General features: G+C 67.5%; 9 protein-coding genes. 6 read left to right on the top strand and 3 right to left on the bottom strand.

Translation table 11 applies throughout. The annotated features are described in order from the left end of the window. Positions 1-22: 22 nt before the first annotated feature. Complete coding sequence (locus ACWFRF_RS32400) at positions 23-1,477, top strand: NAD-dependent succinate-semialdehyde dehydrogenase (RefSeq protein WP_378993284.1); 1,455 nt, start codon at positions 23-25, stop codon at positions 1,475-1,477. Between the two features lie 102 nt (positions 1,478-1,579). Here the strand turns inward: ACWFRF_RS32400 and ACWFRF_RS32395 are convergent, their stop codons facing one another. After that, positions 1,580-1,873 (bottom strand): chorismate mutase, encoded by a 294-nt coding sequence (locus ACWFRF_RS32395; protein ID WP_056816138.1) that lies wholly within the window; start codon positions 1,871-1,873, stop codon positions 1,580-1,582. Between the two features lie 377 nt (positions 1,874-2,250). On the opposite strand from ACWFRF_RS32395, the gene ACWFRF_RS32390 reads away from it, so the two are divergent. Beyond that, complete coding sequence (locus ACWFRF_RS32390; RefSeq protein ID WP_452453904.1) at positions 2,251-4,833, top strand: UvrD-helicase domain-containing protein; 2,583 nt, start codon at positions 2,251-2,253, stop codon at positions 4,831-4,833. A gap of 52 nt (positions 4,834-4,885) precedes the next feature. Here the strand turns inward: ACWFRF_RS32390 and ACWFRF_RS32385 are convergent, their stop codons facing one another. Together ACWFRF_RS32385 and ACWFRF_RS32380 are read right to left on the bottom strand one after the other, a co-directional pair. Beyond that, the gene (locus ACWFRF_RS32385) at positions 4,886-6,265 is read right to left on the bottom strand and encodes a DUF1731 domain-containing protein (protein ID WP_452453902.1); all 1,380 of its coding nucleotides are present in this window, start codon (positions 6,263-6,265) and stop codon (positions 4,886-4,888) included. 235 nt (positions 6,266-6,500) lie between these two features. After that, positions 6,501-7,541 carry a M23 family metallopeptidase gene (locus ACWFRF_RS32380; protein ID WP_378993280.1) on the bottom strand — a complete coding sequence of 347 codons (1,041 nt, stop codon included), beginning with the start codon at positions 7,539-7,541 and terminating at the stop codon, positions 6,501-6,503. A 517-nt stretch (positions 7,542-8,058) separates the two neighbouring features. Here ACWFRF_RS32380 and sucC point away from each other — a divergent pair. The 4 genes from sucC to ACWFRF_RS32360 all read left to right on the top strand — a co-directional run bounded on the left by sucC (position 8,059) and on the right by ACWFRF_RS32360 (position 13,026). Next, complete coding sequence (gene sucC / locus ACWFRF_RS32375) at positions 8,059-9,228, top strand: ADP-forming succinate--CoA ligase subunit beta (RefSeq protein ID WP_358109230.1); 1,170 nt, start codon at positions 8,059-8,061, stop codon at positions 9,226-9,228. A gap of 12 nt (positions 9,229-9,240) precedes the next feature. Continuing rightward, the gene (gene sucD / locus ACWFRF_RS32370; protein WP_378635903.1) at positions 9,241-10,158 is read left to right on the top strand and encodes a succinate--CoA ligase subunit alpha; all 918 of its coding nucleotides are present in this window, start codon (positions 9,241-9,243) and stop codon (positions 10,156-10,158) included. Positions 10,159-10,362: 204 nt separating this feature from the next. Further along, on the top strand, positions 10,363-11,397 hold the full coding sequence (locus ACWFRF_RS32365) for a DUF5336 domain-containing protein (RefSeq protein WP_378993276.1): 1,035 nt from the start codon (positions 10,363-10,365) through the stop codon (positions 11,395-11,397). Positions 11,398-11,511: 114 nt separating this feature from the next. Beyond that, positions 11,512-13,026, top strand: coding sequence for a cell division protein PerM (locus ACWFRF_RS32360; protein ID WP_452453899.1), 1,515 nt, complete (start codon positions 11,512-11,514; stop codon positions 13,024-13,026). Positions 13,027-13,048: the final 22 nt, after the last annotated feature.

Genomic DNA, 13,048 nt, shown 5'->3' with positions numbered 1-13,048 from the left:
ACATTCTCGGAGAGGCGGGACAGTGTCTGAACGCGATGTACTCGAATTCGTACCCAAGGGTTTGTGGATCGGCTCCGGGCCCGTCGACGCCACCGGGGGTGGCACTTTCGACGTACACAATCCGGCCGATGGGACGGTGATCGCGCAGGTCGCCGACGCGACTCCCGAGGACGCGATGCGGGCGCTGGACGCGGCTGTCGCGGCGGGACCGGCGTGGGCGGCGACGCCGTCGCGGGAGCGGGGCGAGATCCTGCGGACGGTGTTCGAGCAGCTCACCGCGCGAGCGGAGGAATTCGCGCTGCTGATGACGCTCGAGATGGGCAAGGCACTGTCGGAGAGCCGCAACGAGGTGCGCTACGGCGCCGAGTTCTTCCGCTGGAACAGCGAAGAGGCCGTGCGGATCCACGGGCGGTATCTGAACGCGCCGTCGGGAACCGGGCGGATCATGGTCGCCAAGCAGCCGGTGGGTCCGTGCCTGGCGATCACACCGTGGAATTTCCCGCTGGCCATGGGCACCCGCAAGATCGGGCCCGCGCTGGCGGCGGGCTGCACGATGATCGTCAAGCCCGCCTCGGCGACGCCGCTGACCATGCTGGCGCTGGCCGAGCTCTGTAGCGAGGCAGGCCTGCCCGACGGGGTGCTGTCGGTGATCACCACCCAGCGTTCCGGGGCCGTCACGGGCCCGCTGATCGACGATCCGCGGCTGCGCAAGCTCACCTTCACCGGCTCCACCGAAGTCGGTAAGAAGCTCGTTGCGGCGTCCGCGAACCGGCTGCTGCGCACGTCCATGGAATTGGGCGGCAACGCGCCGTTCGTCGTGTTCGACGATGCCGATATCGACGCCGCCGTGGCCGGTGCGATGCAGGCGAAGCTGCGCAACGGCGGCGAAGCCTGCACCGCCGCCAACCGGTTCTACGTCCAGCGCGGTGTGGTCGCCGAGTTCACCGAGAAGTTCGTCGCCGCGATGGCAGACACCGTCGTGATGGGCCCCGGCACCGACGCCGCGACCACCCTCGGCCCATTGGTGAGCGAGGATCAGCGCGAGATCGTGAGCGACCTGGTCGACGATGCTGTCGCCGTGGGCGCGCGAGCATTGATCGGCGGCAAGGTTCCCGGCGGTCCAGGGTGGTATTACCCCGCCACGATCCTGGGCGATGTCCCGCCGTCCGCCCGCATCCTGCGCGAGGAAGTGTTCGGTCCGGTCGCCCCGATCGTCGCGTTCGACACCGACGAAGAGGGCGTCGCCGCCGCGAACGACACCGAATACGGTCTGGTCAGCTACGTGTTCACCCGAGATCTCGACCGTGCGCTGCGCATCTCGGAGGCGATGGAGAGCGGCATGGTGGGCGTGAACCGCGGCGTCATCTCCGACCCCGCCGCCCCGTTCGGCGGCGTCAAGGAATCGGGCTTCGGTCGCGAGGGCGGCACCGAGGGCATCGAGGAATACCTGAACACCAAATACATCGCCCTGACCTGAGCCGGACAGAAAAATAACCGCCCCGGGGATGGTGTCGCACCCGGGGCGGCTTTTCGGAAGCGGCGAACTGGCTGGTCCGTCGCGTGGTTTGTGGTCTGGGGGCTAGCGGCCGAGACGGCCGCGGCCGAGGCGGAGCAGGAGCATGGCGAGGGTGTGGCCCTCCTGGCCCAGCTCACTGAAGCGCTCGAGAACTTTCATCTCACGGCTGTGGACCAGGCGCGTACCACCGGAAGCCATCCGGGTGCGGCCGATGATCCGGGAGATCTCGCTGCGGCGTTTGATCGCGGCGAGGATCGTGGCATCGAGCTGATCGATCTCGAGGCGGAGCTTGTCGATCTCAGCTTCGGACTGCGGCAAGGCCGAATCGGAGCCGGTGGTCGTAGCAGGGGTGCTCATCATTCATCTCCTCGTGTCAGAACTTGGATCGGTCAAACCGAACGGCCTGTTACCCGATCTGTTCCGTCACCCTGAAACTTTTCCCGATGGGCAGTACTGGATCCCCCCGGGAGTGCGCGATCAGTACTCCCCGCCACGATATCGGATCGGCTGCCGACCCGGACATGCGGAGAAGCGCTGACCATGTGGCTCAGTCTGCCACGGGGCGCTAGGTAGGCAAAACAGTTCTGTTTGTGAATTCGCTGAGAACGTTTACCAAGCGTCGCCCGCGTCGACCTGGCCGGGTTCACCGGAAGTTTGCCCGGCTGTCGCTGCCCGGTCATCGTGGTAGCGGCAGTTCGCGGCTTGTCGGTGCCCGCCGGTAGCGTGGACACACGATGGATATCACGGTCGCTCCCCACGCCTCAGCCACCGATCCCAGCGAACCCGCGCCCGCGGCGAAGGGTGCCGTGCCAGCGCCTCGGGACGGGGGTGGCACCGGCGTGTCCGCGCTGGCTCAGGCGGCGGCGAGAAACAGCGCCGACCAGTCACAGCGTCGTCAGGAGCGGGAACAACAGCGCGCCGAGGAGATCGAGCGTCTGCTCGACGGGCTCAACCCGCCCCAGCGTGCCGCGGTGATGCACGCGGGCTCCCCACTGCTGATCGTGGCGGGCGCGGGCTCGGGCAAGACCGCCGTGCTCACCCGCCGGATCGCCTATCTGCTCGCGGCGCGCGGCGTCCGCACCGGGGAGATCCTGGCCATCACCTTCACCAACAAGGCCGCCGCCGAGATGCGGGAACGGGTCGCCGGGCTGGTCGGTCCGCGGGCGGCCAGCATGTGGGTGTCGACCTTCCATTCCAGCTGTGTGCGCATTCTGCGGATGCAGGCGGCCCTGCTGCCCGGCCTGAATTCGAATTTCTCGATCTACGACGCCGACGATTCTCGTCGGTTGCTGACGATGATCAGTCGCGATTTCGAGATCGATACGAAGAAGTATTCGGCGCGTTTGCTGTCGACCGCCATTTCGAATCTGAAGAACGAACTGATCGGTCCGGAAAAGGCAGCCGCCGACGCCGAAGCCGACGACACCGAACTGCCCGCGCTGGTCGCCCGGGTCTACGCCGAGTACCAACGGCGACTGCGCACGACCAACGCGATGGACTTCGACGATCTGATCGGCGAGACGGTGGCCCTGCTGCAGAACCATCCCCAGGTCGCCGAGTACTACCGGCGCCGGTTCCGGCACGTGCTGGTCGACGAGTACCAGGACACCAACCACGCCCAGTATGTGCTGGTGCGTGAGCTGGTCGGGCACCACAGCACGGCGCAGGAGCAGGCGGTCGAGCCGAGCGAGCTGTGCGTGGTCGGCGACGCCGATCAGTCCATCTACGCGTTCCGTGGCGCCACCATCCGCAACATCGAGGAATTCGAACGCGACTTCCCGGACGCGGAAACCATTCTGCTGGAACAGAACTACCGCTCCACCCAGCACATTCTGTCCGCCGCCAACGCGGTGATCGCGCGCAACGAGGGCAGGCGCGAGAAGAAACTGTGGACCGATTCCGGCGAAGGTGAACTGATCACCGGCTACGTCGCCGACAACGAGCACGACGAAGCGTCCTTCGTCGCCAAGGAGATCGATCGGCTCGTCGACACGGGCGAGGCCAACTACGGCGACGTGGCGGTGTTCTATCGCACCAACAACAATTCGCGTGCGCTGGAAGAGATCTTCATCCGCATGGGCCTGCCGTACAAGGTCGTCGGTGGTGTGCGGTTCTACGAGCGCAAAGAAGTGCGCGACGTGGTTGCCTACCTGCGCGTGCTGGAGAATCCCGAAGACGCGGTGAGTGTGCGCCGCGTTCTCAACACTCCACGTCGCGGGATCGGCGATCGTGCGGAGGCGTGCGTGGCAGTGCATGCCGAACAGCGCGGTATCGGTTTCGCCGCGGCGCTGCGTGATGCCGCCGAAGGCAAAGTCGCCCTGCTGAATACCCGCGCGCAGCGGGCCATCGCGGGATTCCTCGATCTGCTCGACGAGATCCGGGTGGCCGGAAAACGGGCCGACAGCGACTATCCCGATGTGGGCAATGTCGTCGAGGCGGTGCTCGACCGCACCGGATATCGCGGTGAATTGGAAGCCTCCGACGATCCGCAGGACGGTGCGCGGCTCGACAACCTCAACGAATTGGTCAGCGTCGCACGCGAATTCAGTTCCGAGGCATTCAACAACGCCGAGGCCGCCCGTGAGGAAGGGCTGGTGCCGGAGGCGGGCGACGGCGAACCCGAGCCGGGGTCGCTGGCTGCGTTCCTCGAGCGGGTGTCGCTGGTCGCCGATACGGATCAGATCCCCGATGAGGGCACCGGCGTGGTCACCATGATGACGCTGCACACAGCCAAGGGGCTGGAATTCCCGGTGGTCTTCGTGACCGGCTGGGAGGACGGGCAATTCCCGCACATGCGGGCGCTGGGGGACCCGAACGAGCTGGCCGAGGAACGTCGTCTGGCCTACGTGGGGATCACGCGGGCTCGCCAGCGGCTCTATCTCTCGCGCGCTGTGGTGCGGTCCGGCTGGGGGCAGCCGGTGTCGAACCCGGAATCCCGTTTCCTGCAGGAGATCCCGCAGCATCTGCTGGATTGGCGCAGATTGGAGCCGGTTGTCTCGCCGGTGCAGCGCGGGCGGCGCCGGGGTGAGGACAGTGGGTTCGATCGGGATTGGACCAGTGGGAGTGGCTGGGATCAGCGGCCGGGTGTGCGTGGTGGATCCGGCGAGCGCCGGCCCGCGCCGGGCGGGGCGGTGAAGCGGAACAACACCGAACTGGTTCTTGCCGTGGGGGATCGGGTTACCGATGACAAGTACGGGTTGGGGCGGGTTGTGGCCGCCGATGGGGTGGGGCCGTTGGCTACGGTGACCATCGACTTCGGGTCGGCGGGCAAGATTCGGCTGATTCCGCAGTTCAGCCGGACGATTGTGAAGTTGTGATGGTGGACTCCCGCCCACGCTCCCGGCATGCGGAGCGTGGGCGGGGGTCGGGTCAGTGGGGCAACAGGTCTGTCAGGGCCTCGTCGAGGGTGGGGTAGCGGAAGTCGAAGCCGGCCTTGTGGAGGACTTCGGAGGTGGCGTGGCGGCCGGTGAGGCCGAGTGCTGGGTCGGTGCGGAGGAAGACGGCGCCGACGGTGAGCGCGGCCTTCGGCGTGGGGGGTGATGGGGGGCGGTGCAGGATTCGGCGGAGGGTGGCCATGAGTTCGGTGTTGCGGACCGGGAATTCGGTGGCGGCCACGAGGATGCCGTCGGGGAGGGTGACGGAGGGGTCGAGGCCGAGGGAAGCGCGGACGATGGCCAGCCAGTCCTCGATGTGGATCCAGCTGAACCACTGATCGCCGGGGCCTACGCGGCCGCCGAGGCCTGCCTTGGTGAGCTGGCCCAGGCGTTTGAGGGCGGGGGCGTCGGGGTCGAGGACGATGGAGGTGCGCAGGATCGTCCAGTGGTCGGCGCGAGCGGGGTCGAACGCCTCCTCCCATGGCTGGGCGACGCCGGTCATCTGTGGGAGGCCGACGGGCAGGGGAGTTGTTTCGGTGCACCGGGTTTCGCCCGCGTCGGACCAGATGGCCGTAGTGCTCGCCTGGACCCAGTAGTCGACGGGGGTGTCGCGCAGGCGGGCCGCGGCGACGAGAGCAGTGGTGGAATCGACTCGGCTGGAGCGCAATTCGGCGACATTGCGTTCGGTCGGCCTGCAGTCGACCAGTTTCCCGGCGAGGTTGATCACCGCGAGGCGCCCTGGTTCGCGCAGTTCGGCGGACCAGGAGCCGACCGAGCGGCCGTCCCACTCGGTCTGGCGGAACGGCAGATCCGGGTTGCGGCGGCGGGTCAGCAGGGTGACACGTTGTCCGCGGCAGGTCAGATCGGCGGCGATCTGGAGACCGAGCGCGCCGGTGCCACCGGCGATGACGACATTCAGCGCGTCGTCGACGGGAGCCAGTCCGGCCAGCCGGGCCAGCCGCGAGAAGTTCACGCGCGCATCGGTTTCGATGAACGGACGGACTATGGTGCGCGCCGCGGCGGCGGAAGGGCCGGTGAACCGCAGTTCCTGGGTGATCTCGGTGCCGCCGTCGCGCGGAGTCAACCGCCAGGTGAGGTGCATGGTGCCCGCGGGTTCGGGCTGCTCGATGCCGAGCTCACGATTCGGTTCGAACACGGTGACAGTGAACGGTTCCGCGAACCGCCCGTGAATTCGCGCGGAGACCTTGCCATCGGGGAGATAGTCGCCGGTGGCGCCGACGGCAACCGGCCCGTGCATCCGCACCGACCGCACCCCGGGGTTCCACTCCGGCCACTGCTCGAGATCCCCGAGCACCCCCCACACCAATTCCGGTGCGAGCCCGATGAACTGCGTGTACTTCGTCGTACCAGCCATAGCCGAAACGCTAACCCCGCCACCTGCTCAGGGGAAGCGTGCTGCTGGTCACGCAACAAGACCGTCCACAAGCTGCCTCGATTACGCAACAGCCGGGCGAACAACCGATCATCGGTCACTCACCGACCACGGCGAACGCACGCGTCAGCATCCCGACGGCAGTCACAGCAAGCTGACTAGTACTTACGCCCGGCCTGAATTCATGGGAAGGCGGAACTGTTCTTGCCGGTGATCACTAATCGCGCTGGGCGCCGAGGCTGATGCCGCGGGTGGCCAGCCACGGGACCGGATCGATCTTGTCGGTGCCGTTGAGCCAGACCTCGAAGTGGCAGTGCGGGCCGGTGGAGAATCCGCGGTTGCCCATCGTGGCGATCTGGTCGCCCGCCATCACGCGCTCGCCCTGCGAGACCGTGGCGGTGTCGATGTGGCCGTAGATGGTGACGGTGCCGTCGTCGTGCAGGACACGGACCCACATGCCGAAACCGGACGCCGGGCCCGCTTCGATGATGGTGCCGTCGGCGACCGCGTAGATCGGGGTGCCGATCGGTCCCGCGACGTCGATGCCGAGGTGCTGGACGCCCCAGCGGGCGCCGAAACCGGAGGTGTAGTTGCCCGCGGCGAACTTGGTGAACAGGGGCCGCAGCTTGGCGGATTCCTGGGCGGCGAGGTCTTCGGCGAACTTGGCGCCCTTGGCCAGGATGTCGTCGAAGTGGTTCTTGTCGGCGATGGTGGTGGCGTCGAGTACCTGGGGTGCCGCGCCGGTGCCCGGGTCGCCGACGTCAGCCGTGCTCATGGACTGGGCGGCGATCTCGTGGACCTGACCCGCTGCCTCGTAATCGATACCGTGCGCGGGCTGGCCCGGATCGGCCATGGCCGCCTGACCTGCGGCGACAACCGCACCGGCGGCGACGGCGATGACCGCGGCGCGGCCCTTCAGCGCGGCGGGCGGTGCGGGGACGCGGTGTGCGCCACCACGGCGTTCGGCGCGGCGCGGCGCGGGGGATTCTTCCGCGGTGGTCTCTTCGGCCGCGGGCGCCCAGTCGGTGCCGTACGTGCCGGTGTCATAGGACTCGTCCGCGGTCCATTCGTCCTCGGCGGGCGTCCATGCCGCGTCGTCGGACCACGAGTTCTGGTCGCGCCACGCGTCGTCGGTCTGCGGCCATGCGGCGGCGGGAGCCCGGCGGGCCTGCGGATGCGACGTGTATTCGTCGGCGTACCGGTAACGGTGGCCGGAGTTGGTGCGATTTTCGACTGGAAGGGTGGAGCGGTGGTTCATCGGCCGGGCCGATTCGCCAGCTGTTCCAAGCGAGTACTGAAGTACCTCAAGCTTGTCGTCCTCCTCAGTCCTGACTTGCCAGTCGTGACCTGGTTGTCGTGACCTGGTTGTGACTTCGACCGCATTGACGGTAACGAAGCGATTGCAGAGTGGCAAGCGCTGGTTGAAAACCTACACGCGTGTGTGACATTCGTCACCGTAACGCCATGGAATATCTCACCGTTTTCCGGCATCCCGGGTGAGGTCTGTCGACGACATAACGTAGTAGATGCCGGGGGGTTCCGGTTTTAGGCGGCCCGACCTGCCAAGGCGTTGTGAAACATCCAAAAACTACTCGCCAGTAGCCTTGGCCAGCGGTTTTCCGGGGCTCCCGTTATGGGTCGTGACCTGCGCCACTTACTATGAACGTGGTCGTTTACCCCTCCCCGTGACTAGCTACAGTCCGATCCGACCCGCTACCGACGTCGGGCCGCCAACAAAGACGTTGTCATAGCAACGCAGACGAGACGGTGAGTACATGGATCTCTTCGAATATCAGGCGAAGGAGCTCTTCGTTAAGCACGGAGTGCCTTCGTCCGAGGGTCGTGTTTGCGACACGGCCGAAGAAGCACGCGCCATTGCCGAGGAAATCGGCAAGCCCGTGATGGTCAAGGCGCAGGTCAAGGTGGGCGGCCGCGGCAAGGCTGGCGGCGTCAAGTACGCGGCCACCCCGGAAGACGCGTTCACGCACGCGCAGAACATCCTCGGCCTCGACATCAAGGGCCACATCGTCAAGAAGCTCCTGGTCGCCGAGGCCAAGGACATCGCGGAGGAGTACTACATCTCCTTCCTGCTCGACCGCTCCAACCGCACCTACCTGGCCATGTGTTCGGTCGAGGGCGGCATGGAGATCGAAGAGGTCGCGGAGAAGACTCCCGAGCGCCTGGCCAAGATCGCCGTCGACGCCGTCAAGGGTGTCGACCTGGCCTTCGCCCGTGAGATCGCGGAGAAGGGCCACCTGCCCGCCGACGTGCTCGACGCCGCAGCCGTGACCATCCAGAAGCTGTGGGAGGTCTTCGTCAACGAGGACACCACCCTGGTCGAGGTCAACCCGCTGGTGCGCACTCCCAACGACGAGATCCTCGCCCTCGACGGCAAGGTCACCCTGGACGAGAACGCCGAGTACCGGCATCCCGACCACCTCGAGTTCGCCGACGTCGACGCGACCGACCCGCTCGAGCTCAAGGCCAAGGAAAACGACCTCAACTACGTCAAGCTCGACGGTGAGGTCGGCATCATCGGCAACGGCGCCGGTCTGGTCATGTCCACCCTGGACGTCGTCGCGTACGCCGGTGAGAACCACGGCGGCGTGAAGCCGGCCAACTTCCTCGACATCGGCGGCGGCGCTTCGGCTTCCGTGATGGCCGCGGGCCTGGACGTCATCCTGGGCGACGCGCAGGTCAAGAGCGTGTTCGTCAACGTCTTCGGTGGCATCACCGCCTGTGACGCGGTCGCCAACGGCATCGTGGGCGCCCTCGAGGTGCTCGGTGACGCGGCCACCAAGCCGCTGGTCGTTCGTCTGGACGGCAACAACGTCGTAGAGGGTCGCCGCATCCTCGCCGAGGCCAACCACCCGCTGGTGACGCTGGCCCAGACCATGGACGAGGGCGCCGACAAGGCCGCCGAACTCGCCTTCAGCGCCAAGTAAGGAACAGCGAACATGTCCATCTTCCTGAACAAGGACAACAAGGTCATCGTCCAGGGCATCACCGGCGGCGAGGGCACCAAGCACACCGCGCTGATGCTGAAGGCGGGCACCAACGTCGTCGGCGGCGTGAACGCGCGCAAGGCCGGCACCACGGTCAAGCACACCGACAAAGACGGCAACGAGATCGAGCTGCCCGTGTTCGCCTCCGTCGCCGAGGCGATCGAGAAGACCGGCGCCGACACCTCCATCGCGTTCGTGCCGCCCGCCTTCTCCAAGGACGCCATCATCGAGGCCATCGACGCGGAGATCCCGCTGCTCGTGGTCATCACCGAGGGCATCCCGGTGCAGGACTCCGCCTTCGCGTGGGCCTACAACGTCGAAAAGGGCGAGAAGACCCGCATCATCGGCCCGAACTGCCCCGGCATCATCACTCCCGGCGAGGCGCTGGTCGGCATCACCCCGAACAACATCACCGGCAAGGGCCCGATCGGCCTGGTGTCGAAGTCGGGCACCCTGACCTACCAGATGATGTACGAGCTGCGTGATTTCGGTTTCTCGACCGCGATCGGCATCGGCGGCGACCCGGTCATCGGCACCACCCACATCGACGCCATCGAGGCGTTCGAGAAGGACCCCGAGACCAAGATCATCGTCATGATCGGCGAGATCGGTGGCGACGCCGAGGAACGCGCGGCCGCGTACATCAAGGCCAACGTGACCAAGCCGGTCGTCGGCTACGTCGCCGGTTTCACCGCGCCCGAGGGTAAGACCATGGGCCACGCAGGCGCCATCGTCTCCAGTGGTGGCGGCACCGCGCAGGCCAAGCAGGAAGCGCTCGAGGCCGCAGGCGTGAAGGTCGGCAAGACGCCGTCCGCCACCGCCGCGCTCGCTCGCGAGATCCTGGAGAAGGCGTCCATCGCTTCTGCGTGATCTGAAATCTCACACTGTCGAAGGCCGCCTTCAGGTTTAACCTGGGCGGCCTTCGTCGATTCATCCACAGGCGGTGGTTTATCCACAGCCTGCATCGGTAGGTGATGACCGGGGCCGTGGCGTGCAGTAGCGTCAGGTATCGGATCAGGCACCAGTCAGTTCGACGCGACCGATGCGCACGACTCGACAAGGAGACGACGAGACATGTCATACCCGACCGGGGGCTCCGGGTACAACACACCCGCGACACCCGCCGCGCCTCAGGGCCCGAGTACCGGAGCCGCCGCGGCTTCGCCATCGACCGCGACCGGTTCGGATGGCAAAGGACTGCCGTTCATCCTGACCGCGGCCGCCGCCGGACTCGGCGTCGTCACCTTCCTCCTCGGCTTCGCGCCGTATGTCGGCTTCACCGCGCTGCGTGAGACCACCACCGGCAGCATGTTCGAGTCGAGCAGCGGCGCCCTCGCGACGCTGATCCTGGCCGCCGCCTTGCTGGCCGGGCTGTCATTGCTACCCAAGCAGAACGTTCTCGGCGTCGCCGCGGCACTGGCCGTGGCCTCGTTCCTCGGCGTCGTGGTCTCGCTGATCAGCGTGGGCGAGGGCATGGAACTGCAGTGGGGCGCGTTCGCGGTGGCCGCGTTCTCGTTCATCGTCGCCGTGCTGCTGGTGCTGGCATTGCTGTTCGGGCTCGGCATCATCAAGGTGCCGGCGCCGAAACCGGCCCAGCCGCAACAGCAGCAGAACCAGTACGGCCAGTACGCCCAGCAGGGTTACGGCCAGCAGGGCTACGGCCAGAGCACCGGCCAGCAGCCCTACGGGCAGACCGGTTACGGCCAGGCCCAGACCGGTGGGCAGTACCCGACGCAGTCGCCGTCGCCGTACGGCCAGCAGAGCCAGCCGTCGGTGCCGCAGGCGCAGCAGCCGGCCTACGGCCAGCCGGGCCAGCAGTCCTACGGTCAGCCGGCACAGCAGTCGCCGTACGGCCAGCAGTACGGTGCCCCGCAGGCGCAGCAGCAGCCCTCGCCGTATGGTGCGGCGCCGCAGGCACAGCCGCGTCCCGACGAGAGCGCGACGCAGACGTTCGGCGGGCAGCAGCAGGGCCAGCCGTTCGGTGCGCCGACCTACGGTGGCGCACAGCCGTCGTCGCCCGGTCAGCCGCAGCCGTTCGGTGGCGAGCAGACCGCCGACCCGGCGGCCGATGCGACCACCGCGTTCCGTCCGAACGACGACAACAAGTAAAACCGACGGCTGCCGCACGGTGGTTCAGGTTCGATCGCGAGCCCACAGGTACGCCTGTGGGCTCGCGGCGCGCCTGACCCGCGGCCGCCGGGGAAGCTGCCACGCTGAATTGTCATGAGCTCCCGTAACGCCCTCGTGCGCCGGACCTCCGGGTCACGCGGCACCGGGGAGACAGTCGCCGCATCACCGCCCGGGCAGGAGCCCGGCTGGTGGTCGCTCTCGCCCGAGCGGGCGCGAACCCTGCTGCTGGTCGCGGCGAGGCCGACGATCACCGCCTTGGCGGCGACGGTGCTGCTCGTCCTCGTGGTCATGCTCACCACCGGCACCGATCTCACCAGTGCGCCCGCCGCGGTCGCCGCGACGTGGCTTGCCGCCCACCAGGTTCCGCTCACGGTCGGCAGGACGACCCTCGGCCTGCTGCCGCTGGCGCCGACGGCCGTGCTGGTCTGGCTGGCCGCCCGCGAATGCGCGCGGGCCGTTCCGAACCGCCCGACTCCCGTCGAGCTGGGCTGGTTGACCGGTGCCGTGCTGTCCGGACCGCTGCTGATGACGGCCGTCTGCCTCGCCGTCACCGGCGATGCCGCGGGTGTCACCCCGCTCGAATCCTCGGGTCCGATCGCGGCCTTCGGCTGGGTGTTCGTGCTGTATCTGTTCGCGGCCGCCGCCGGGATCGCCGGCCGGGCGTGGAGTTCGCTGTGCGCGCTGGTGCCGATCGAGATCCCGGAATGGGCGGTCCTCGGCGCCCGCGCGGCGCGTCGCACCGTGTTGCGCATGCTCGGCTGCGCCGTGCTGGCCACCGTGATCTCCTTCTTCGCGCATCTGTCCCGGCTCGACGGTGCCTTCCAGCAGGCCCACAACGTCACCGACGTGCTGGGTATGACCTTGCTTTCCCTGCTCTATCTGCCGAATGTGGTGATCGGCGCGGCGGGGATCCTCAGCGGCGCCGCGGTGCTGTTCGGAGCGGGCTCGGTCGGGCTGTTCGGCGTGACCGGCGGGCACATGCCGGTGCTGCCCGCGCTGATCCCCGTGCCGGAAGGCCCCGCGTCCCCGTGGTGGGCGGCGCTGCTGCTGGTCCCGCTCGCCGTCGGCGTGCTCGGCGGGATCGAACTCGGCCGCACCAGCGATGACCGGCCCGGCGCGCCGTGGGCGACGCTCACCTGCGCCGCGCTGTCCACGCTGACGTTCCTGATGCTCGCGATCTTCGGCAGCGGTCAGCTCGGCGCCGTCGGGTGGGTGGGCGTCGATCTGCTGATGCTGGTCGTGCTGATGGTCACCTGGTTCGGTTTCGGCGGCTTCGTCGGCATGGTGTTCGCCCGCCGCTTCCTGGCACCGACCGCGCCGGCCGAGGTGTACGACGACTACGACGACGCAGACGACTACGAGGACTACGACTACTACGACGAGGACGAGTACGACGACGAGGACGACGATCCCGACGAGTACGCCGATGCTGTCGAATACGACGATCCCGCAGTCGAAGTCGACGGCGAACTGGTCGAGGACTTCGACGACGACCTCGAAGTGAGCATCGCCGCGCCCGGCTCGACCGACGAGCCCGCCGACGACATCGTCGACGTCGAAGTGGTCGAGTCGGACCTGCCGGACGAGGACAAGACCCCCGGTCGCTAAGCTCGACCCGGCGCCTGTCGCC

This window comes from Nocardia sp. NPDC055165, assembly GCF_053606985.1.
Note: the sequence above shows the minus strand (reverse complement) of the source record. Positions and strands in the feature narration are given on the sequence as shown.